This window comes from Delftia sp. WSY_10 (assembly GCF_043104705.1).
Lineage (GTDB): Bacteria > Pseudomonadota > Gammaproteobacteria > Burkholderiales > Burkholderiaceae_C > Comamonas > Comamonas tsuruhatensis.
This window is the reverse complement of sequence record NZ_JBICKY010000057.1, coordinates 111651-132441: the sequence shown is the minus strand read 5'-3', so window position 1 is coordinate 132441 and position 20791 is coordinate 111651. Positions and strand designations below refer to the sequence as shown.

The 20791-nt window shown below is 68.6% G+C and carries 18 protein-coding genes; 15 read left to right on the top strand and 3 right to left on the bottom strand.

Going from position 1 to position 20791, the window contains the following annotated elements:
• Positions 1 to 58 precede the first annotated feature (58 nt).
• From ACF8ML_RS26475 to cydX, 6 genes are all read left to right on the top strand, one after another.
• Positions 59 to 1018, top strand: coding sequence for a nitronate monooxygenase family protein (locus tag ACF8ML_RS26475; RefSeq protein ID WP_012204314.1), 960 nt, complete (start codon positions 59 to 61; stop codon positions 1016 to 1018).
• Positions 1019 to 1310: 292 nt separating this feature from the next.
• Complete coding sequence (gene cydD / locus ACF8ML_RS26470; RefSeq protein ID WP_392408571.1) at positions 1311 to 2951, top strand: thiol reductant ABC exporter subunit CydD; 1641 nt, start codon at positions 1311 to 1313, stop codon at positions 2949 to 2951.
• Positions 2948 to 4633, top strand: coding sequence for an amino acid ABC transporter ATP-binding/permease protein (locus ACF8ML_RS26465; RefSeq protein WP_154834933.1), 1686 nt, complete (start codon positions 2948 to 2950; stop codon positions 4631 to 4633). The genes cydD and ACF8ML_RS26465 overlap by 4 nt, the downstream gene beginning before the upstream one ends.
• Positions 4634 to 4674: 41 nt before the next feature.
• A complete protein-coding gene (locus ACF8ML_RS26460; RefSeq protein ID WP_016450181.1) occupies positions 4675 to 6261 on the top strand; it encodes a cytochrome ubiquinol oxidase subunit I in 1587 nt (528 codons plus the stop codon).
• A gap of 18 nt (positions 6262 to 6279) precedes the next feature.
• Entirely contained in the window at positions 6280 to 7431 is a 1152-nt protein-coding gene (gene cydB, locus ACF8ML_RS26455; RefSeq protein ID WP_017406272.1) for a cytochrome d ubiquinol oxidase subunit II, read from the top strand.
• Positions 7432 to 7480: 49 nt separating this feature from the next.
• Complete coding sequence (cydX, locus tag ACF8ML_RS26450; RefSeq protein WP_012204319.1) at positions 7481 to 7606, top strand: cytochrome bd-I oxidase subunit CydX; 126 nt, start codon at positions 7481 to 7483, stop codon at positions 7604 to 7606.
• 199 nt (positions 7607 to 7805) lie between these two features.
• Here cydX and ACF8ML_RS26445 read toward each other — a convergent pair whose 3' ends face one another.
• Positions 7806 to 8402 carry a GbsR/MarR family transcriptional regulator gene (locus tag ACF8ML_RS26445; protein WP_026062606.1) on the bottom strand — a complete coding sequence of 199 codons (597 nt, stop codon included), beginning with the start codon at positions 8400 to 8402 and terminating at the stop codon, positions 7806 to 7808.
• Positions 8403 to 8577: 175 nt separating this feature from the next.
• Between ACF8ML_RS26445 and ACF8ML_RS26440 the strand changes: the two genes are divergently transcribed.
• The gene (locus ACF8ML_RS26440) at positions 8578 to 9735 is read left to right on the top strand and encodes an acyltransferase family protein (RefSeq protein ID WP_392408391.1); all 1158 of its coding nucleotides are present in this window, start codon (positions 8578 to 8580) and stop codon (positions 9733 to 9735) included.
• A 73-nt stretch (positions 9736 to 9808) separates the two neighbouring features.
• On the opposite strand, the gene rnk is transcribed toward ACF8ML_RS26440, so the two are convergent.
• Complete coding sequence (gene rnk / locus ACF8ML_RS26435) at positions 9809 to 10213, bottom strand: nucleoside diphosphate kinase regulator (protein WP_026062607.1); 405 nt, start codon at positions 10211 to 10213, stop codon at positions 9809 to 9811.
• A gap of 294 nt (positions 10214 to 10507) precedes the next feature.
• Between rnk and ACF8ML_RS26430 the strand changes: the two genes are divergently transcribed.
• Positions 10508 to 11650: a PA0069 family radical SAM protein gene (locus ACF8ML_RS26430; protein WP_392408390.1), complete on the top strand. Its 1143-nt coding sequence runs from the start codon at positions 10508 to 10510 to the stop codon at positions 11648 to 11650.
• A 60-nt stretch (positions 11651 to 11710) separates the two neighbouring features.
• Here the strand turns inward: ACF8ML_RS26430 and ACF8ML_RS26425 are convergent, their stop codons facing one another.
• Positions 11711 to 12643 carry a LysR family transcriptional regulator gene (locus tag ACF8ML_RS26425; protein WP_047325755.1) on the bottom strand — a complete coding sequence of 311 codons (933 nt, stop codon included), beginning with the start codon at positions 12641 to 12643 and terminating at the stop codon, positions 11711 to 11713.
• A gap of 301 nt (positions 12644 to 12944) precedes the next feature.
• On the opposite strand from ACF8ML_RS26425, the gene ACF8ML_RS26420 reads away from it, so the two are divergent.
• The 7 genes from ACF8ML_RS26420 to ACF8ML_RS26390 are packed head-to-tail and all read left to right on the top strand — an operon-like array spanning position 12945 to position 20782.
• The gene (locus ACF8ML_RS26420; protein WP_392408570.1) at positions 12945 to 13991 is read left to right on the top strand and encodes a porin; all 1047 of its coding nucleotides are present in this window, start codon (positions 12945 to 12947) and stop codon (positions 13989 to 13991) included.
• 43 nt (positions 13992 to 14034) lie between these two features.
• Complete coding sequence (locus ACF8ML_RS26415; RefSeq protein ID WP_074923093.1) at positions 14035 to 15549, top strand: FAD-dependent monooxygenase; 1515 nt, start codon at positions 14035 to 14037, stop codon at positions 15547 to 15549.
• Positions 15546 to 16892: an amidohydrolase family protein gene (locus tag ACF8ML_RS26410; RefSeq protein ID WP_047325752.1), complete on the top strand. Its 1347-nt coding sequence runs from the start codon at positions 15546 to 15548 to the stop codon at positions 16890 to 16892. The genes ACF8ML_RS26415 and ACF8ML_RS26410 overlap by 4 nt, the downstream gene beginning before the upstream one ends.
• Before the next feature lie 10 nt (positions 16893 to 16902).
• On the top strand, positions 16903 to 17910 hold the full coding sequence (locus ACF8ML_RS26405; protein ID WP_143044620.1) for an alpha/beta hydrolase: 1008 nt from the start codon (positions 16903 to 16905) through the stop codon (positions 17908 to 17910).
• A 17-nt stretch (positions 17911 to 17927) separates the two neighbouring features.
• On the top strand, positions 17928 to 18932 hold the full coding sequence (locus ACF8ML_RS26400; protein ID WP_047325751.1) for a tripartite tricarboxylate transporter substrate binding protein: 1005 nt from the start codon (positions 17928 to 17930) through the stop codon (positions 18930 to 18932).
• A gap of 26 nt (positions 18933 to 18958) precedes the next feature.
• Positions 18959 to 19894 carry a VOC family protein gene (locus ACF8ML_RS26395; RefSeq protein WP_392408389.1) on the top strand — a complete coding sequence of 312 codons (936 nt, stop codon included), beginning with the start codon at positions 18959 to 18961 and terminating at the stop codon, positions 19892 to 19894.
• A 21-nt stretch (positions 19895 to 19915) separates the two neighbouring features.
• Positions 19916 to 20782, top strand: a complete 867-nt coding sequence (locus ACF8ML_RS26390; protein WP_392408388.1) for a fumarylacetoacetate hydrolase family protein — start codon at positions 19916 to 19918, stop codon at positions 20780 to 20782.
• Positions 20783 to 20791: the final 9 nt, after the last annotated feature.

Genomic DNA, 20791 nt, shown 5'->3' with positions numbered 1-20791 from the left:
CGGCGCTCCCGCAAGGCACAACGCAGACAGAGATACCGAGAACCAACGGAGACAACGCATGTCCAAGCTTCCCCCGGCGCTGAAGAAACTGGCCCTGCCAGTGATCGGCTCGCCGCTGTTCATCATCAGCAACCCCAAGCTCGTGATCGCCCAGTGCCAGGCCGGCATCGTGGGTTCCATGCCCGCGCTCAACGCGCGCCCGGCCGAGCAGCTCGAAGACTGGCTGGCCGAGATCACCGAGACCCTGGCCGCCTGGGACAAGGCCCATCCGGACCGGCCCTCGGCGCCGTTCGCCATCAACCAGATCGTGCACAAGAGCAATGACCGGCTCGAGCACGACATGCAGATGTGCGCCAAGTACAAGGTGCCCATCGTCATCACCAGCCTGGGCGCGCGCGAGGACGTGAACCAGGCCGTGCACAGCTGGGGCGGCGTGGTGCTGCACGACATCATCAACAACAAGTTCGCGCACAAGGCCATCGAAAAGGGGGCCGACGGCCTGATCGCCGTGGCGGCGGGCGCGGGCGGCCATGCGGGTGTCAAGAGCCCGTTCGCGCTGATCCAGGAAATCCGCGAATGGTTCGACGGCCCCGTGGCGCTGTCGGGCTCCATCGCCTCGGGCGGCGCCATCCTCGCGGCCCAGGCCATGGGTGCGGACTTCGCCTATATCGGCTCGGCCTTCATCGCCACGCATGAGGCGCGTGCGCACGACGCCTACAAGCAGGCCATCGTGGACGGCACGTCCGACGACATCGTCTACAGCAACCTGTTCACGGGCGTGCACGGCAACTACCTGGCGCCGTCCATCCGCGCGGCTGGCCTGGACCCCGACAACCTGCCCGAGTCGGACCCCAGCAAGATGAACTTCGGCGGCGACGCCAAGAAGGCCTGGAAGGACATCTGGGGCTGCGGCCAGGGCATTGGCGCCATTCGCGAAGTCACGGGTGCGGGCGAGCTGGTGGAGCGTCTCAAGCGTGAATACAACCAGGCGCGCGACCGCCTGCTGTCCACCCCGTAAGGTCGGCAGAGCCCAGGACGGGCTCTTCTCCTACTCTGCCAGACGGCGCCTTCGGGCGCCGTTTTCTTTGGGTATTACCCACGCTGTGCGGGTCCGGTCCTCGAAGTTGTTTGCGCAAAACCCCTTGCGCACGCTTGACTGCTTCACTCGGCTTCCCCCTACGAGCGACTTGCCTGGAGCAAGTTTGTTTAGAATTCTTTGCGTAATTTCAGTAAATACTGAAATTACAGAATAAATGAACAAACCTTGTACCCCGTCATTGCCTGAGTTCCACCAGCTGGCGCGTCGTCCGATGGCGGGTACGGGGCGCCTGGTGCTGGCCTCGCTGCTGTGGCTGCCCCAGGCGCTGCTGCTGGCGTTGGCCGTGCAGTCCATGGCCGATGGCGCGGGCAGAGAGCCGCTGTGGCCAATGTGGCAGCTCGCGGCCGGCGTGGCACTGCTGGGCGGGTTGCGCGCCTGGTGCGATGCCAGCGGCACACGCCGCGCCAATCTGCAGGCACGCAGCCTGGTGAGCGCGCTGCGCGCGCAGGTGCTGCGCACGCTGGCGGGCACCTCGCCGCTGGACCGCCAGCGCGCGGCCTCGGGCCAGGCGGCCAGCGCCATGGCCGAGCAGGCCGAGGCCATCGTGCCCTGGCTGTCGCGCTACCAGACCGCCATGTGGCGCGTGCGCACCGTGCCGCTGGTGATTGCGCTGGCCGTGGCCAGCCAGAGCTGGGTGGTGGCGCTGATCCTGGTGGTGGCCGCGCCGCTGATCCCGCTGTTCATGGCCATCGTCGGCTGGCGCGCCAAGGCGGCCAGCCAGGCGCAGATGGTGGAGCTGGGCGGCATGAACGCCTTCCTGCTCGACCGCCTGCGCGGCCTGTCCACCCTGCGCTCCCTGGGCGCGGTGGATGCCACGGCGCAGCGGCTGCGCGCCAATGCCGAATCCCTGCGCGAACGCAGCATGCGCGTGCTGCGCATCGCCTTTCTGTCCTCCGCGGTGCTGGAGCTGTTCTCGGCCCTGGGCGTGGCCATGGTGGCCGTCTACGTTGGCTTTCACCTGCTGGGCCATCTGCCCTTTGGCAGCTGGGGCCAGACACTGAGCCTGGGCCAGGCGCTGTTCGTGCTGCTGCTGGCGCCCAGCTTCTTCGATCCCCTGCGTGAGCTGTCTGCCGTCTGGCACGACCGCGCCAGCGGCGAGGCTGCGCTGCAGGCCCTGGGCGAGCTGGGCCGCGATGCGCAGCCGCTGCCCGGCGCACTGGCTGCGCCCGGCAGGGCGGCCGGCCAGGCCTGCGCCCTGCACCTGGAGCAGGTGCGGCCCCAGGCGCCAGGCGGCGCGGTCACGCTGCCGGCGCTCACGGTGGACGTGCGGCCTGGCGAGCATGTGGCGCTGTGGAGCCCCAGCGGCAGCGGCAAGTCGCTGCTGCTGGCGCAGATTGCCGGCCTGCTGCCGGTGGCCGAGCCTGGGCGCATCCATATCGACGGCCAGCTGCTCGACGGCGAATCGGCCGGCCGGCTGCGCGCGCGCATGGCCTGGATGGGACAGAGCCCCCATGTGTTCGCCGGCTCGGTGGCCGAAAACCTCCGGCTGGGCCGCCCGGGATTCACCTTCGGCGAACTGCGCCAGGCCTTGCGGCTGGCCGGTCTGGGCAAGCTGGCCGAGGCCCGTGCCGGCGCCACGCTGGGCGAGGGCGGAGCCGGCCTGTCGGGCGGGGAGATCGTGCGCCTGGCCCTGGCGCGCCTGGCCCTGTCGCGCGAGGCAGGCCTGCTGCTGGTCGATGAACCCACGGCCCACCTGGACCCGGCCACGGCCGCCCAGGTCACCGATGCCCTGCTGCAGCTGGCACGCGGGCGCACGCTGATCGTCGCCACCCACGATGCCGAACTGGCCGCCGCCATGCACCGCGTGGTGGAGCTGGCGGGCCATGCCGCCCCGCAGGAGCTGGCCGCATGAAGCCCCGCTCCACCCTCCGGCCCGTGCTTGCCGCCCTGGCGCGCATGGCGCCCCGCCGCCTGTGGCTGGGCGGCGCGCTGCTGGCCTTGCTCACGGTGCTCATGGGCATGGCGCTGCTGGGCCTGTCGGGCTGGTTCATCACGGCCACGGCGCTGGCCGGGCTGGTGCCGGCCACGGCCATCGTCTTCGACGTCTTCATGCCCTCGGCCGGTATCCGCCTGCTGGCCCTGGGCCGCACGGGCACCCGCTATGCCGAACGGCTGGTCACCCATGACGCCACCCTGGCCGTGCTGGCCGCCCTGCGCGAGCGGCTGCTGCGCAGTTGGGCCACTCCCGCCGCCGCCCTGAGCCTGCGCCTGCGGCCCGCGCGCCTGCTGCAGCGGCTGACGGCCGACGTGGATGCGCTGGACAGCCTGTACCTGCGCCTGTTCGTGCCCTTGCTGGCCGCCACGGGTGCCACGCTGGTGGCCGCCCTTGCGCTGGGACTGATGCGCTGGTGGCTGGGCCTGGCCTTGGCTGCGTGGCTGCTGGCCACGGGCCTGGGCAGCGCCCTGTGGCTGGCCCGCAGTGCGCGCCGGCCCGCCGTGCGCCGCGCGCTGGCGCTGGAGTCCCTGCGCGCCCGCACGGCCGACCTGGTGGCCGGGCAGGCGGAGCTGGCCATGGCCGGCACCCTGGCCGCGCATTGCGAACGCATTGCCGCCCTGGACGCCCGCGTGGCCGAGGCCGACGCCGCACTCCACGGCCTGGAGGCCCGAACTTCCTTCGTGCAAGGCCTGTGCGGCGCCCTGGCCCTGGCCGGTGTGCTGCTGGGCGTAGGCTGGCTGGCCGAGGCCGGCCTGCTGGGCGCCCCCGTGGCTGCGCTGGCCCTGTTGCTGGCGCTGACGGCCATGGAGCCCTTTGCGGCATTGCGCCGTGGCGCGCTGGAGGCCGGCCGCAGCTGGCTGGCCGCGCGCCGGCTGGCGCCCGCCCTGCGCGATGGCGCTGCGCAAGGCGCCTGCGAACCGGCTGTGCCCAGGCAGGGCTTGGCGGTTGAGCTGGAGCAGGTCGTGGCACCCCGTGCCGCCGTGCTGGCCCAGGACATCCGTATCGCCGAGGGCGAGCGTGTCGCCCTGCTGGGCGCCAGCGGCGCGGGCAAGACCACGCTGCTGTCCCTGATGGCCGGCGAGCTCCAGCCGCTGGCCGGCGCCGTGCATGCCCGGCGCTGCACCTGGATGACGCAGCGCACCGAACTGTTCGAGGACAGCCTGCGCGACAACCTTTTGCTGGCCTGCCCCCAGGCCGCCGAGGACACGCTGTGGGCGGCGCTGGAAGTCGCCGGGCTGGCCGGCGATGTGCGCGCCATGGCGCAGGGCCTGGACACGCGGCTGGGCGAGGGCGGGCTGGGCCTGTCCGGCGGCCAGGCACGGCGCCTGGCGCTGGCGCGGCTGCTGCTGAGCCCCGCGCGCTGCTGGCTGCTGGACGAAGTGACCGAAGGCCTGGATGCACGCACGGCCGCCGACCTGCTGGTGCGGCTGGACAGTGCAGCCCGGGGCCGCACCCTGGTGCTGGCCACCCACAAGCTGCGGGAGGCGCAACTGGCCGACCGGCTGCTGTGGGTGGAGCAGGGCCGCGTGGTGTCCGAGGCGCTGCGCGGCACACCGCCGTTCGAGGCGGCCCTGGCGCGCCTGCGGCAGGACGGCTGATCAAGGATTTCACCAAGTACCCCGAGAGAAAGGATCTCACCATGGACCTCGACATCGTCGATCTATCGCGGCTGCAGTTCGCGGTAACGGCGCTCTACCACTTCCTGTTCGTGCCGCTGACCATCGGCCTGGCCGTGATCATCGCCATCATGGAGACCGTCTTCGTGATGACGGGCCGCACCATCTGGCGCGACATGACGAAGTTCTGGGGCACGTTGTTCGGCATCAACTTCGCCATGGGCGTGGCCACGGGCATCGTGATGGAGTTCCAGTTCGGCATGAACTGGAGCTACTACAGCCACTACGTGGGCGACATCTTCGGCGCGCCGCTGGCCATCGAGGGGCTGATGGCCTTCTTCCTCGAAGCCACCTTCGTGGGCCTGTTCTTCTTCGGCTGGGACCGCCTGAGCAAGGTCGGCCACCTGGTGACCACCTGGTGCGTGGCCCTGGGCTCGAACTTCTCGGCGCTGTGGATCCTGATCGCCAACGGCTGGATGCAAAACCCCGTGGGCGCGGCGTTCAACCCGCAGACCATGCGCATGGAGGTCACCGACTTCTTTGCCGTGCTGACCAACCCCGTGGCCCAGGCCAAGTTCGTGCACACGGTCTCGGCCGGCTACGTGACGGCGGCCATCTTCGTGCTGGGCGTCTCGGCCTGGTATCTGCTCAAGGGCCGGCACATCCAGCTGGCGCGCCGCTCCATGACGGTGGCCACCTCGTTCGGCCTGGCCGCCGCGCTGTCGGTGGTGGTGCTGGGCGATGAAAGCGGCTACCTGTCGTCGGAGCACCAGAAGATGAAGCTGGCCGCCATCGAGGCCATGTGGGACACCGAGCCCGCACCGGCCGCCTTCACGGCCTTCGGCTTCCCCGACAAGGCCGCACGCGAGACGCACTATGCCGTGCACATTCCCTGGGTCATGGGCCTGATCGGCACGCGCTCGCTGACCACCGAGATCCCCGGCATCAACGACCTGGTCCAGCGCACCGAGCAGTACATCCGCAACGGCATCGAGGCCTATGGCGCGCTGGAGGCCATCCGCGCCGCCGGCCCCACGGGCCAGGTGCCGGCCGAGGCCAAGGCCGTCTTCGAGGACAAGGGCGGGCAACTGGGCTACGCGCTGCTGCTCAAGCGCTACGTGGACGACCCGCGCCAGGCCACGGACGCGCAGATCGCCCAGGCCGCCTGGGACACCGTGCCGGCCGTGGGGCCGCTGTTCTGGGCCTTCCGCATCATGGTGGGGCTGGGCATGTTCTTCATCGCGCTCACGGCGGCCTTCTTCTGGCTGTCGGTGCGGCGCAGGCTGGACGCCCATCCGTGGATGCTCAAGCTGGCCGTGATCGCCATTCCCCTGCCCTGGATCGCGGCCGAGTGCGGCTGGATCGTGGCCGAGGTGGGCCGCCAGCCCTGGATCATCGAAGGCGTGCTGCCCACGGCGCTGGCCGTCTCCAACCTGGGCGCGGGCACGCTGCTGCTGACGATTGCAGGCTTCATCGCCATCTACTCCGTGCTCTTCGTCATCGAGATGAAGCTCATGGTGAAGGCCATCCGCAAGGGACCGCAGGAGGAAAGCGCACCGCACCTGACCACCTACTTCCCTCTGATGCAAAAACTCGCCCGCGGGCAATGACCAAGGGAGATTGTCACCATGATTCTTCACGAACTGATCAGCTACGACATCCTGCGCCTGCTGTGGTGGGGCCTGCTGGGCGTGCTGCTCATCGCCTTTGCCGTCACCGATGGCTTTGACCTGGGCGCTGCCGCGCTGCTGCCGCTGGCGGCCAGGACCGACGTGGAGCGCCGCGTCGTCATCAACTCTCTGGGCCCGGTCTGGGAAGGCAACCAGGTCTGGCTCATCCTGGGCGGCGGCGCCATCTTTGCGGCCTGGCCGCAGCTGTATGCCGTGTCGTTCTCGGGCTTTTACCTGGCCATGTTCGCGGCCCTGGTGGCGCTGATCCTGCGGCCCGTGGCCTTCAAGTTCCGCAGCAAGCGCGAGGAGCCGGCCTGGCGCGCGCGCTGGGATGCCGTGCTGTGCATGGCCGGCGTGGTGCCCGCGCTGATCTTCGGCGTGGCCCTGGGCAATGTGCTGCAGGGCGTGCCCTTCCGCCTGGCGCCCGACATGCGCATCTACTACGAGGGCACGTTCTTCGGCCTGCTCAACCCGTTTGCGCTGCTGGCCGGCCTGGTCTCGCTGTGCATGCTGCTCATGCATGGTGCGTCCTGGCTGGTGTTCAAGACCGAGGGCGATGTGGCCGCGCGCGCGCGCCGCCTCGGCATGGTGGCGGCCGTCGCCACCACGGTGCTGTTCGCGGCGGCCGGCGTGTGGCTGGCCGCGCTCAACGGCTACCGCATCACCAGCGAGGTCAACACCACCGGACCGTCCAACCCGCTGTTCAAGACGGCTGCGCTGCAGGCGGGCGCCTGGTTTGCCAACTACCAGGCCCGGCCCGTGCTCTGGGCCGTGCCGGCCATCGGCCTGCTGATGCCGCTGCTGGCGGCGCTGGGCCTGTGGCTGCGCCGCGAGTGGCTGGCCCTGCTGTCCAGCGGCCTGGGCATTGCCGGCATCATCGCCAGCGTGGGGGCGTCCATGTTCCCGTTCATCCTGCCCTCGTCGCTGAACCCGCAGCACAGCCTCACGGTCTGGGACTCTTCGTCCAGCCATGTGACGCTGTTCATCATGCTGGTGTGCGCGCTGATCTTCGTGCCCCTCATCGTGGCCTACACCAGCTGGGTCTACAGCGTGCTGCGCGGCAAGGTCGACCCGATGGCCATCATCGAGGGCCGCGGCCACTCGTACTGATCCACCGAATCAAGAAACGACAGTCAACGTCAAGAAAGGACACAACACCATGTGGTACTTCGCCTGGTTGCTCGGCCTGCCGCTGGCGGCCGCCTTCGCGGTGCTCAACGCGATGTGGTACGAACTGATGGACGACGAGGCCACGCGCCGCGAACTCCTGGCCCGGGAGAAATAAAGCTCCCCCTGAGGCGCTTCGCGCCTTCCCCCTCTCTCTTCGGGAGGGGGACGACACCCTCGCTGCGGGGGCGGCCCTTGCTCGGTGTCCCTCGCTTTGGGCTACGCCAGTTTTTGCACGCGCTTACCGCCAATGAAGCATTGCTGTAAACACAATGAGCTCCCTCGGGAGCTCATTTTTGTACGCAGGCTTGCCAGGTTCAATCGTCGGTGTCATCCGCCTTGGCGCGGCCCTTGCCGCCCGTGATGCGGTCCTTCAGATCCAGCAGCCGCGTCACGGCCGTGCCCATGCCCATGAGCTGCATGGCGGTCTCGGGCGACAGGCGCTGCACGTCGTCGAACCAGTTCATGAGCCGGTCGATCAGCTCGTACATGTCGCGCATGCGCTGCTGGGCGTAGCGTTCCTCTTCGGTGGTGACTTCCTCCAGCATGGCGGCGCGCAGCATGGACTGGGTGGGCTCGATCTCGCGGCGGCGGCGTTCCTCTGCCAGGCGGCGGAAGATTTCCCAGACATCCTGCGGCGCCTCGAAATACTCGCGCCGGTCGCCGGGCTGGTGGCGCAATTGCACCAGGCGCCAGGCCTGCAATTCCTTGAGCCCCATGCTCACGTTGGAGCGCGAGAACTCCAGCGTCTCGGCGATCTGGTCGGCATTGAGCGGCTCGGGCGAAAGAAACAGCAGAGCGTAGATCTGGCCTACCGTGCGGTTGATGCCCCAGCGGCTGCCCATCTCGCCGAAGTGCGAGACGAACTGCCGGTTCAACGCCGGAAGAGGTTTGGGTTGCGTCATGGCATGCATTGTGCCTTCGCGTGCCGGCATGTCCTGTGCGGCTTGGAAAGCGGTGCGTCAGCTTTCTGCAAGACGCAGTCAAAAGGCGCACAATGGCGCCTTTGCGGGCTTGTGGCCAGGCGGCCCGGGCCCAGCGCCTCCCGCTTCCCGCTTCCCGACCCGTTCGCAGATTGCAGATTGCCCCATGTCCCACGCTAGCCGCAGTGCGCTGATCGACTGCACCAAGGGCCTGGCCTGTGCCGCCATCGTCTGGCACCACCTGGCCTTCTACGGCCCCATGTCCGATATCGCCCATCCGGCCGCGCCGGACCTCATCGACTGGCTCTATGAATATGCGCGCATGGCCGTGCAGATCTTCCTGGTGCTGGGCGGCTACCTGGCGGCAGCCAGCATGGCGCCGCAAGGCCACGGCCAGCACAGCGATCCGTGGTCGCGCATCGGGCGCCGCTTCGTGCGCCTGGTCGTGCCCTATGCCGTGGCCCTGGTCGTGGCCGTCGTCGTCTCGGCGACCGTGCGGCCCTGGTTCGACCATGCCTCGGTGTCGGGCGAGCCCGATCTCTGGCAGCTGGTGGCGCATGCGCTGCTACTGCAGAACATCGTGGGCGAGGAGTCGCTGTCCGCCGGCGTCTGGTACGTGTCCATCGACTTCCAGCTGTTTGCGCTGACGGCGCTGCTGCTGGCCGGCACGCGCTGGGGCGGCGCCTTGCTGCGCCGACGCTTCGGCGGCCAGGCGCTGTCGCGCTGCTGGCCCTGGACGCCGAGCGTGGCGCAGGCGCTGGTGGTGATCGGCGTGGCGGCCTCGCTGCTGGGCTTCAATCTGGATGCGCAATGGGATGTGTGGGCGCCGTACTTCTTTGGCGCCTACGGCCTGGGCATGCTGGCCTACTGGGCCGCGCATGCGGACAAGTCCTCGACGGCCTGGAGCTGGTCCCTGCTGATCGTGGCCCTGGTCGTGGCGGCGCTGGCACTGGAGTGGCGCGACCGCATCGCGCTGGCCGGTGCCACGGCGCTGGCCCTGGTCGCGGCCATGCGCAGCCCCGCATTCGCCCAGGCACAAGGCTGGGCGCCGCTGCGCCGGCTGGGCAAGATTTCGTACTCGGTGTTTCTCGTGCACTTCTCGGTCTGCCTGCTGGTCAACGCCGTGGAAAGCCATTTCTGGCCGCAGTCCATTCCCGCCGCCCTGCTGGGCATGTGCACGGCCTTTGCGCTGTCGATTGCGGCCGGCCATCTGCTGTACGAGCGCGTGGAGCGCCACGTTCCCAGCTGGCACATGGCGCTGCGCTGGCAGGCGGGCCTGGTGGGCACCGGCCTGATCGCGGCGTTTGTGGCGGGCCTGCGCTGAGGCGCGGTGCGTCAGTCCACAAACAACAAAGGCAGCCGGTGGGCTGCCTTTTTCGCTTCACGCCGGTCGGCGTTCAACGGTGCAGCTCGCCCGCGCTTTCCGGCTGGAACTCGATGGCGTCCACGCGCACGGTGACCTGGCCCGAGGGGCCGGGCATGCGGGACTGGTCGCCCACGCTCAGGCCCAGCAGGGCAATGCCCACGGGCGCGAACACCGACACCTTGTCGGCGCTGCCATCCATCTCCTTGGGATAGACCAGGGTCAGCGTATTGGTCTTGCCCGACTCCAGCAGCGTGAAGCGCACCGTGGAATTCATGGTCACCACGTTGGGCGGCATTTCCTTGGGCTCGAGCACGTCGGCACGGTCCAGCTCGGCCTCGAGCGCCTCGCGGCCGGGAAAGGCGGGCTGCTTGTCCAGCAGGGCCTCGATGCGTTCCAGGTCCAGGGACGAAAGAATGATGTGGGGCTTGCGCTCCATGGTGTTGGCTCCCTTGTGTGCTTGCGCCGTGGCTGCAGTGAAGGGCAGCGGCGCCCAAACGGACAAAAGCCCGGGCAACGCGGTTGTCCGGGCCAAGGCATCTTCAGAAAAGAGAAAAGCACCAAGTTGGTGCGATAAGGCCATTGTGCAGGCCCGTGCGCGTTCTGCCAAGCGAACCCGCACGGTGCGGTGCGGATTGGCGCGGGCACTTGCCAAGCCGGCAAAACCCACTTCGCAACCGCAGGCATGCGGGGAGTGCTTGTTGGTATGACTGTATTTTTATACAGTTGCTTCATGCTTTCCAGTCCTCCCACGCCTCATCACGACACGGCCCGGGTGCCCCTGCACCCCATCAAGGGCCGGGGCGCAGCCAGCCAACTGGCACACCGCTTCACCACCGATCCGCGCGAGGCCTTTGACGACGGCTGGGGCAGCCTTGAGGCGCCTGCCGAAGGCGAGGAAGCCGCGCCCCTGCGCACCGAACTGCGCTGGGAGCAGGCCCGCTCGGCGCTGAGCCGCCACCAGTCGCCCGACCTGCCGTTTCACATGGGGCTCAATCCCTACCGGGGCTGCGAGCATGGCTGCATCTATTGCTATGCCCGGCCCACGCACAGCTACCTGGGCTGGTCGCCAGGGCTGGACTTCGAGACCCGGCTCATCGCCAAGCAGAACCTGCCCGAGCTGTTGCGTGCCGAGCTGTCGCGCGCCAGCCATGTGGCCGCGCCCGTGATGCTGGGCTCGGTCACCGACTGCTACCAGCCCGTGGAGCGCGAGCTGGGGCTGACGCGCCGCCTGATCGAAGTGCTGGCCGAGGCGCGCCACCCGTTTTCCATCGTCACCAAGGGCAGCGGGGTGGAGCGTGACCTGGACCTGCTGGCCCCGCTGGCGCGCCAGGGCCTGGCCTCGGTGCACATCACGCTGACCACGCTGGACGCCGACCTGGCACGCCACCTGGAGCCGCGCGCCGCCGCGCCGCACCGCCGGCTGCGCAGCATCCGCGCGCTGACCGAGGCGGGCGTGCCCTTGGGCGTGAGCCTGGCACCGCAGATTCCCTTCATCAACGAAGACCTGGAGAAGGTGCTGGAGGCGGCCGCCGACGCAGGTGCGCGCCACGCCTTCTATGCCGTGCTGCGCCTGCCCTGGGAAGTGGCGCCGCTGTTCGAGCAATGGCTGCAGGTGCACTACCCCGACCGCGCCCGCCGCGTGATGGAGCGCGTGCGCGACCTGCACGGCATCCAGGGCGAGCAGCGCGAGGCCGGCCACGTGTACAACGCCGAGTTCGGCCAGCGCATGAAAGGTACCGGCCACTGGGCCGAGCTGTTGCGCCAGCGCTTTGCCCTGGCCTGCCGTCGGTACGGGTTCAACCGCGAGCCGCTGCGGCTCGATTGCAGCCTCTACCACCCGTCGCTGCTGCTGCCGCAGCGCAGTCTGTTCTGAAACGGCCCTTTAGAGCGTGCAGGGCGGCCGCCAGTGGCGAGCGCTACAGTCCGCACCGGCTCAATGTCCCACGTCCGGGGCGAGCCGGTCCAGGCTGGCGCCGGCATCGCGGATCAGGGAACGCAGCCAGGCGATGGCCGGATCTCGCTCCTGGTGCTTGTGCCATTGCAACAATTCCGTGAACCGGGGAATCTCCACCGGGCACTGCAGCACCTGCAGCGCAAAGCGCCGCGCCATGTGCTGCGCCAGGCGAGTGGGCAGTGTGGCAATGCGCTGCGTGCCCACGAGCAGCTCCGGCAGCAGGGTGAAGTTGGGTGCGATCACTTCCTGGCGGCGGCTGCGCTTGCCGGTGGACATCAGCCGCGCGTCGAACGTGGTGCGCCTGCCGCCGCCCCATTCCACGCCGATGTGGGCCGCATCGAAATACCGTGCTGGCGTCAGCGGGCCGTCGAGTAGCGGGCTGTCCGCGCAGACGAGGCAGGAGAAGCCATCTTCGAACAAAGGCTCGAAGGGGTGGCCTGCCACTTTCGCGAATTCGGGGGCGATCAGCAGCTCGGCCTCTCCGCTGTCCAGATGTTCGGGCGTCTGCGGGCTGATGGCGCGCAGGTCGAACTGCATCAGCGGCGCCAGGGTGGCGGCCCGTCGCACCACCTGTGTCAGCAGCACGCTGATCACGTAGTCGGAGGACTCTATGGTGAAGCGCCGCTGCGAGGTGGCCGGATCGAAGGAGGGTCGGGCATGCGCGATCGTCTGGATCTGCAGCAGCACATCGCGCACGGGCTTGGCCAGCTCGTTGGCCAGCGGCGTGGGCACCAGGGTCTTGCCCACGGAAACCAGCAGCTCGTCCTTGAAGTAGTCGCGCAGCCGCCCCAGCGCCAGGCTGGTCGCGGGCTGGCTCAGGAAAAGCCGCTCGGCGGACTTGCTCACGCTGCGCGTGGCCAACAGGGCGTCGAGGACAACCAGCAGGTTCAGGTCGAGCTTGTGAAAGCGCATGGCGCGTCTCCGTATTTGCTATGCAAATGGATTGAATTTAAACAATAAATTTTACGTATGTATCAACGGAGCTGATCATCTGCCCCGGACCCGCAAGACCACAAGCGTTCCGATGCAGGGCGCATTCATTTCGGAGACATACATGTTCGGATTGCTTTCACGACGCGAATCGGGCGATGGAGCATGCCCTATTTCCCTCGGCATCCGTGCCCGGGGCTACAGGCGCGGCAGCGGCCTGTGCTGGGTGGCGGGCCTTTGCGGCGCCAGCACGGGGCTGCCGGTAGCTGCCCAGTCCCAGCCGGTGACGCAGGCCCAAACCCAAACCCAAACCCAAACCCAGGGGCAGCCATTGACATCCAGCCTGACCCTGTCGGGCCTGTTGGGCGCCGGCGTGCTCTATACCCGGGATTCGGACGGTGGCGGCAAGTTGCAGCAGACGGGCACCCATGCGGCGCCCTCCATCGCGCTGTCGGGGCGCGAGTCGCTGGGAGGCGGTCTGTCGGCCATCTTCCGCTGGAGCCAGTACGTATTCACCGATACGGGGACCATGGCGCCGCTGGAGAGCTATGTGGGCCTGACTTCGGCCACCTGGGGAAGCTTCACGATGGGGGCGATGTACGACCTGCTGGCCGACGCCGTGCCCTTCACCTCGGAGCGGTTCACCTCGCTGCTGGCCACTCATCCAGGCAATCTGGACCGCACGGTGGGCACGGCACTGAACAACACGCTCAAGTACAAGTCCCCCGTGCGCGGCGGCTGGCAGTTCGGCGCGATGTACGGCGCGGCGGAGCGGGATTCAGCCACCCACACGGGACGGGTGATGGGCGCGCAACTGGGCTACACCGATGGCCCCTTGCAGGCGGTGGCCATCTGGGAATCGGTCAAGGGCGTTCCCTACGCGCCCGGGCTGAGGCTGGGCGTGCCGCGGCTGTACGGCCAGGACTTCAGCCAGGCGCCAGCCACAGCGATCTCCCAGGACCAGGAGACCGGTACGGCGGGCCTGGCCTACACCCGCGATGGCTGGCGCTGGATGGGCAACTACAGCCATACGCGCCTGTCGGCCCTGGGCCGGCGTGAGCGGGCGCAGACCCTGGATCTGGGCTTCTACAAATATGTGACGCCGGCGCTGCGCGTGGGCGGCGGCTATGCGTTCACGCGGCTGGCCTCCTACCGCTGGAGCCAGGCGCACGCCCATGCCGACTACGCGCTGTCGCGGCGAACCAGCCTGTATGTGCTGGGCGTGGTGCAGCAGGCCGGGGAGGGGCAAAAGGCCGTGATGCGCAATCAGGCTCCGGCCTCGGGGCGGCGCCAACTGGCGCTGGAAGTGGGCGTGACGCACGCCTTCTAGGCCGGTGGGTCACAGGTTTTTCGATGTGAATGGGGGCGATGCGATGCAGTGGGATGTGATTGTGGTGGGAGCGGGCCCGTCGGGGCTGACCATGGCGGCCGAACTGGCGGGGGCCGGCGCGCGCACGCTGGTGCTGGAAAGGCGCACGCAGGGCGTGCAGTCGCGTGCGGGCACCCTGTTGCCCCGGGTGCTGGAGTTGTTCGACGCGCGGGGGATTGCGGACCGATTCATCCGCAAGACCCGTGAGATCGTGGACTATCCGTTCCGGCCATCGCACATTTGGGCGGGCTTTCATCCCATCGAATGGCGCCATCTGCACACGCGCTTCGGCTTTACGCTGGGCCTGCCCCAGAACATGACCGAGGATCTTCTTTGGGCGTGGGCGCAAGAGTGCGGGGCGCAGATCCGCCGGGGTGCGGAGGTGACGGCGCTGCGCCAGCATGCCGAGGGCGTGGAGGTGGACGTGCAAGACACGCGGCAAGCGCAGGGCGCCGTCACCACGCTGAGGGCGAAGTATCTGGTCGGGGCCGATGGGGGACGCAGCGTGGTGCGTACCCAGGCGGGGATTGCATTCGAGGGCCGGCCGGGCACGTTCCGGGGCATTGTGATCGATGCGCAACTGACCGCGCCTTGGCCCGGCGGACGGCTCAATGCGGACAACGAACTGGGCTGGGTACGGGGCTATGCGTTTGGCGAGGGCATCACGCGGTTCAACATCGTGCACCGCGAGCGCATGCATGCGCCCAAGGACGAGCCCGTCACGCTGCAGGAGGCGCTGCAGTGCATACGCGACGTGCACGGCACCGACTACGGCATCCAGGGCTTGCGCTGGGCTTCGCGCTTCGACGACCAGATGCGGGCCGTGCCCCAACTGCGGCAGGGGCGGGTGCTGCTGGTCGGCGAGTCCGCGCGTATCCACTATCCATCCAGCGGTGTGGGCATGAATTTCTGCCTGCAGGACGCCTTCAACCTGGGCTGGAAGCTCGCTCTCGTGGTCAGGGGTCTGGCCGGCGATGCCGTTCTCGACACCTATGAGAGCGAGCGGCTGCCGGTGATGCACGCGCTGCTGGAGAGCGTGAAGGCGCAGTGCGCGCTGCAGTTCAGCTTCGGGCCGGAGGCGGTGGCGCTCAAACGGCGCATGGCCCAGCACATCGTTCCCCTGCCCGATGTACAGCGCAAGCTGGTGCTGGAGTTGTGCGGCCTAGAGGCGCCATACCGCAGCGAGCCGGGCAGCCATGCGCTGGCCGGCCACCGCATGCCCGATATCGATCTGCTGCTGCTGGACGGGCGCTCGGCCAGCGTCACGCAACTGCTGCGCGAGCGGCACTTTTTGTTGCTCGATCTGGACGGCACGGGCCGGCAGTTCGCGGATCTCGATGTGCAGGGTCTGCCCGTCACGGTGCTGCAGGCCCGCGCCGCCCATGCGCCGGCGTCCATGGCCCAGGTCAAGGCGCTGCTGGTGCGGCCTGACGCCTATGTGGCCTGGGCCAGTGACGGCCTGGCCAGGCCCGGCGAAGTGCAGGCGCAACTGGCCCGCTGGCTGAAGGTGGCGGCATGAGCGAGGAATGCTTGCTGCTGAGCGGCGGCTGGATCATCAGCATGGACCCGGGCATTGGTGAGCTGCGCAGCGGCGATGTGTTGATCGAGGGCGAGCGCATCGCGGCCGTGGCCCCGCGCATCGATGCACCGCATGCCCAGCGCATCGATGCGCGCAACACCATCGTGCTGCCGGGCTTCGTGGACACGCACCGCCATACCTGGCAAAGCTGCGTGCGCCACTGCTACGCGGACATCGATCCGCAGATTTATTTCGCCGAGATGCTGGGCGCCAGGGGGGCCGGCTACCGCGCCGAGGACGTGCATGTGGGCACGCTGCTGGGCGCCGTGTCGGCTCTGGATGGCGGCATCACGACCATGCTCGACTGGTCGCATGTGCAGAACTCGCCCGAGCATGCCGACGCCGCCATCCTGGGTCTGCGCGAGGCGGGCATCCGTGGTGTGTTCGCCCATGGCTGGCCGCTGGTGGATGGCGCGTCGTGGATGTTTGACAGCCAGCGCGGACATCCGCAGGACATCAGGCGGCTGCGCGCCCGCTATTTCTCCAGCGACGACCAGTTGCTGACGCTGGCCATGGCCGGGCGCGGCCCCGAGATGGCGCGGCGCGAGGTCTGGCTGGACGATCTGCGGCTGGCGCGCGAGCTGGGCCTGCGCTCGACCATCCACATGGGGGCCTATGCGCGCAATGCGCAGGTGCGGGCGATCGCGCAGATGCACGAGGCCGGGGCGCTGGGCGATGACCTGACCTTTGTGCATTGCTGCTTCAGCGGCGCCGACGAGATTGCGATGATGGCCGATGCCGGGGTCAGTGCCTCGCTGGGCGTGCACTGCGAGATGAACGCCCAGGGCATAGGCGACATACCGTTCGACCGCATGCTGGCCGTGGGCATCCGGCCCAGCCTCAGCGGCGACACCGAGACCAAATGCTCGGGCGACATGTTCACGCAGATGCGCCATGCCTTCGCCTACTACCGATCCTGGATGGGTGGTCGGCATTGCCGCGTGGAGCACGCGCCGCCTACTCTTTCGCTGCGCGATGTGCTGGAGTTCGCCACGGTGGCCGGTGCACATGCCACGGGCCTGTCGCACAAGATCGGCTCGCTGACGCCTGGAAAGCAGGCCGATGTCATCATGATCCGCACCGACGATATCAACCTGGCGCCCGTCTGCGACGCCGTGGGCGCGGTGGTGCTGGCTGCCCATCCGGGCAATGTGGACAGCGTCTTCGTCGCGGGCAGGGCGGTCAAGCGCCATGGCCGCATGCTCCATGTCGATCTGGATGCGCTGCGCCAGCGCGCGTTCGTGTCGCAGGCCCATGTGCTGGGACTGCATAACACGCTCTAAGGAGGCCGGCATGGACATGCCCCTGGACCCCGCACTGGCCGCCATCGTCGAGGCGTCGCGCCAGCGCGGCGCCGTGCCACCGTTTTCGGGCACGCCGGCGCAGGCGCGCGAACGCCTGCGCGCGGCCGTCATGGCGATGCGCCAAGCGGCGCCGCCCGTGCCCGTGGCCTGCACGCAGGACCGGCTGGCACGGCATGGCGTCACCACCGTGCCCGTGCGCATCTATCGCCCCGAGGCCGATGCGGTGCCCCGGCCCACCGTGGTGTTCTTCCATGGCGGAGGCTTTGTGCTGGGCGGCATCGAATGCATGGATGACATCGCGCGCAAGCTGTGCCGCGACGTGGGGGCAGTCATCGTCTCGGTGGGCTACCGGCTGGCGCCAGAGCATCCGTTTCCCGCAGCGCACGACGATGCCATCGCCGCCACGCTGTGGGCCATGGACCAGGTCATGGAACTAGGCGGTGATCCGGCCCGCGTGGCCGTGGCCGGAGAAAGCGCCGGAGGCAACCTGGCCGCCTCGACGGCCATCGTGCTGCAGCGCCGTGGACGGGCGCTGGCCGCGCAATTGCTCGTGGTGCCCGGTGTGGACATGGCCCGCGATACCGAGGCACTGCAGGCGCGCCGCAGCGACCACCCCATGCTGACGCCGACCGACCTGCGCGACATCACCCGCCTGTACATGGGCGCGCGCATGGCCGAGGCCGGTGCGTTTCCGCCGTCTCCGCTGCGGGCGGGCAGCCTGGCCGGGCTGCCGCCCGCCGTCATCGCGCTGGCCGGGCATGACCCCTTGTTCGGAGAAGGCAGCGCCTACGCCAGCCGCCTGGCCGAGGCCGGCGTGCCCGTGCAACGGCTGTGCTTTGGCGACATGTTCCATCCGTTCCTGGGCTTTTTCCAGGTCTCGCAAGCGGCGCGAAGGGCCAGCGACAGCATCTGCCAGGCCTTCGCGGATTGCCTGGGCAGCAAGGCGCCACGGGTTTCACCCGATCGGGCCTTGCGTTCCGTTCCGCGCAAGCCATGACAACCAAGGAGACAGAGATGACCCCCGATTTTCACGAGAAACCTTTTCGCCGTGCCCTGCTGGTTGCGAGTGCGCTGCTGTGCGCGGCAGGGCAGGTCCAGGCCCAGTCCCATGTGCCATACCCGTCCAAGCCCATACGCTTTGTCGTGCCCTTTGCCGCGGGCGGCGCGCTGGACTATGTGGCGCGCGTGCTGGGCGCTGAAATCACGCGCCAGAGCCGTGCGCAGGTCATCGTTGACAACCGGCCCGGCGCATCGGGCATTCTTGCGGCCGAGAACGTCAGGGGTTCGGCCCCCGATGGCTATTCGGTGCTGATCACCAACATGGAGTCCCATGTGAACAACCTGGGCCTGTTCAAATCGCTGCCCTACGACCCCGTGCGCGACTTCCAGCCCGTGGGCCTGATCGCCTCGGCAGCGGCCATCCTGGTGGGCAATGCGGCCATGCCGCCGAGCAGCCTCGCACAGTTCGTCGCCTATGCGCGGGCCGACAAGGGCGGTGTCTCCTTCGGAACCTGGGGCAACGGCACCTATTCGCACATCGCCATTGCCACCCTGGGGCGCATCGACCGGTTCGCCGTGGTCACCGTTCCCTACAAGGGCGAGTCGCCTGTGGTGCAGGATCTGCTGGGTGGCAACCTGTCGTTCGCCATGGCCAGCGTGCTCGTGGCCAAGGCCCAGACCGACAAGGGTGCGATGAAGGCCTACGCGGTCAACGGAGACAGGCGCCTGGCCCTGATGCCCACGGTGCCCACCTTCAAGGAGCTGGGCTACACCGATCCGGTGCTGAACATGCGCCCCTGGTTCGCCGCCTATGCGCCGGCCGGCACGCCCAAGGCGGTGGTGGAAAGGATCAATACGCTGCTGCGCGATGCGCTGCGCGATCCGAGCGTGGCCAGCAGCCTGAGCGACAAGGGCTTCGAGCCCATCGGCAGCTCGCCGGCCGAGCACCAGCGCGAGCTGGCCCGGCAGATCCAGACCTTCACCAAGGTGATGCACGACATCGGCATCCGCCCCGAATGACCCACGGCGCCAGGCGCGCAGCAGCCATGACCCTCACACCGCCTTTGGCCGCCGTGCATTCGGTGGACCGCTTCGTCTTCTCCGTGCCCGATCTGGGCGAGGCATTGCATTTCTACCGGCACTTCGGCCTGGACGTGCGGCCGGCCGATGGCCGCCTGGATCTGCATACCTTCGGTTCGCATCACTGCTGGGCGAGCGTATACGCCTCGGGGCGGGCCAAGAAGCTGGAATATGTGCGCTTTGGCATCTTCGACGGTGATGCCGAGGCCATGCGCGAGCGCATCGCTGCGCAGGGCATCGCGGCAGCCCCGCATGCGCTGTCGGACGGCGAGGGGCTGTGGCTGCGCAATCCCGATGGCGTACTGGTGCAGTTCGTGGTTGCCCCCAAGGTGTCGCCCGGCGCCAAGTGCAGGCCGGTGCCCGCCATGGCGCCGCAGCCGGGTCGCGGCGCGGCGCCCGCGCGCAGCCGGGTGGAGCAGGTCCGGCCCCGGCATCTGTCCCATGTGCTGTTCTTCACGCCCGATGTCTCGCGCATGGTCCGGTTTTGCGAGCAGGTGCTGGGCCTGAGGCTGTCGGACCGCTCGGGCGAGGGCATCGCCTTCCTGCACGGGGTCCATGGCAGCGACCACCATCTCGTGGCCTTCGCCCGATCGCATGCGCCAGGCCTGCACCACAGCAGTTGGGACGTGGCCAGCATCGACGAGGTCGGCTGCGGCGCCGAGCAGATGCGCGGGGCCGGCTACGACAAGGGCTGGGGCCTGGGGCGCCATGTGCTGGGCTCCAACTATTTCCACTATGTGCGCGACCCCTGGGGAAGCTATGCCGAATACTCGTTCGACATAGATTTCGTGCCGGCGGGCAGCCTGTGGCCAGCTGCCGACCACTCACCGGAGGATGCGCTGTATGTCTGGGGACCGGCGCTTCCTGAGGATTTCATTACCAACCACGAGCCTTGCGCTTGACGCTTTCAACGGAGTATTTCCATGCGAATCATTGCCTTCAGGAATGCCCAGGGCCGGCCGGCCCTGGGCGTGCGGTCCGGCCAGGAGCTGGTGGACATCACGGCCCTGGGTCTGCCCGCCACACTGGACAAATTGCTTGCGCAGGGGCCGCACGGCCTGCGGGCCGCGCAACAGGCGGTCGCCACGGCCAACGAGCGCCTGCCCCTGCAGGGGCTGGAGATCCTGCCACCCGTGCTCAACCCGTCCAAGGCTTTCGCCATAGGGCTCAACTACGTGGACCATGCCGCCGAGAGCCATTTCGAGCTGCCCCGGCATCCTGTCATCTTCCAGCGCTATGCCTCCTCGTGGGTGGCGCATGGGCAGGCGCTGGAGCGCCCGCCTGTGTCCACCCAGTTCGACTACGAGGCCGAGCTGGTGGCGGTGATCGGCAAGGCCGGGCGCTATATCGACAAGGCCCGGGCGCTGGAGCATGTGGCCGGCTACTCGCTGTTCAACGATGGGTCGGTGCGCGACTACCAGGTTCGCTCCGCCCAGTGGCTGTGGGGTAAGAACTTCGACCGCAGCGGCGGTTTCGGACCCGAGTTCGTCACCGCCGACGAACTGCCGCCGGGCGCGGCCGGCCTGCGCATCCAGTGCCGGCTCAATGGCCAGGTGCTGCAGGACGCGAATACGCGCGACATGATCTTCGATGTGGCCACCCTGGTCGCGGCCTGCTCGCAGGGCATGGCGCTGCAGCCTGGCGACATCATCATCACGGGCACGCCCTCGGGCGTCGGTCTGGCGCGCAGCCCCCAGGTCTGGATGAAGGCGGGCGATGTCTGCGAGGTGGAGGTGGAGCGCATCGGCATTCTCCGCAATCCGATCGTCGATGCGCCGGCCCTGGACTGACGGCGGGTG

What these genes read in the sequence shown, in the direction of transcription:
- ACF8ML_RS26475 (WP_012204314.1), top strand. Translation starts at nt 59, where the DNA reads ATGTCCAAGCTTCCCCCGGCGCTGAAGAAACTGGCCCTGCCAGTGATC.
- cydD (WP_392408571.1), top strand. Translation starts at nt 1,311, where the DNA reads ATGGCGGGTACGGGGCGCCTGGTGCTGGCCTCGCTGCTGTGGCTGCCC.
- ACF8ML_RS26465 (WP_154834933.1), top strand. Translation starts at nt 2,948, where the DNA reads ATGAAGCCCCGCTCCACCCTCCGGCCCGTGCTTGCCGCCCTGGCGCGC.
- ACF8ML_RS26460 (WP_016450181.1), top strand. Translation starts at nt 4,675, where the DNA reads ATGGACCTCGACATCGTCGATCTATCGCGGCTGCAGTTCGCGGTAACG.
- cydB (WP_017406272.1), top strand. Translation starts at nt 6,280, where the DNA reads ATGATTCTTCACGAACTGATCAGCTACGACATCCTGCGCCTGCTGTGG.
- cydX (WP_012204319.1), top strand. Translation starts at nt 7,481, where the DNA reads ATGTGGTACTTCGCCTGGTTGCTCGGCCTGCCGCTGGCGGCCGCCTTC.
- ACF8ML_RS26445 (WP_026062606.1), bottom strand. Translation starts at nt 8,402, where the DNA reads ATGCATGCCATGACGCAACCCAAACCTCTTCCGGCGTTGAACCGGCAG.
- ACF8ML_RS26440 (WP_392408391.1), top strand. Translation starts at nt 8,578, where the DNA reads ATGTCCCACGCTAGCCGCAGTGCGCTGATCGACTGCACCAAGGGCCTG.
- rnk (WP_026062607.1), bottom strand. Translation starts at nt 10,213, where the DNA reads ATGGAGCGCAAGCCCCACATCATTCTTTCGTCCCTGGACCTGGAACGC.
- ACF8ML_RS26430 (WP_392408390.1), top strand. Translation starts at nt 10,508, where the DNA reads ATGCTTTCCAGTCCTCCCACGCCTCATCACGACACGGCCCGGGTGCCC.
- ACF8ML_RS26425 (WP_047325755.1), bottom strand. Translation starts at nt 12,643, where the DNA reads ATGCGCTTTCACAAGCTCGACCTGAACCTGCTGGTTGTCCTCGACGCC.
- ACF8ML_RS26415 (WP_074923093.1), top strand. Translation starts at nt 14,035, where the DNA reads ATGCAGTGGGATGTGATTGTGGTGGGAGCGGGCCCGTCGGGGCTGACC.
- ACF8ML_RS26410 (WP_047325752.1), top strand. Translation starts at nt 15,546, where the DNA reads ATGAGCGAGGAATGCTTGCTGCTGAGCGGCGGCTGGATCATCAGCATG.
- ACF8ML_RS26405 (WP_143044620.1), top strand. Translation starts at nt 16,903, where the DNA reads ATGGACATGCCCCTGGACCCCGCACTGGCCGCCATCGTCGAGGCGTCG.
- ACF8ML_RS26400 (WP_047325751.1), top strand. Translation starts at nt 17,928, where the DNA reads ATGACCCCCGATTTTCACGAGAAACCTTTTCGCCGTGCCCTGCTGGTT.
- ACF8ML_RS26395 (WP_392408389.1), top strand. Translation starts at nt 18,959, where the DNA reads ATGACCCTCACACCGCCTTTGGCCGCCGTGCATTCGGTGGACCGCTTC.
- ACF8ML_RS26390 (WP_392408388.1), top strand. Translation starts at nt 19,916, where the DNA reads ATGCGAATCATTGCCTTCAGGAATGCCCAGGGCCGGCCGGCCCTGGGC.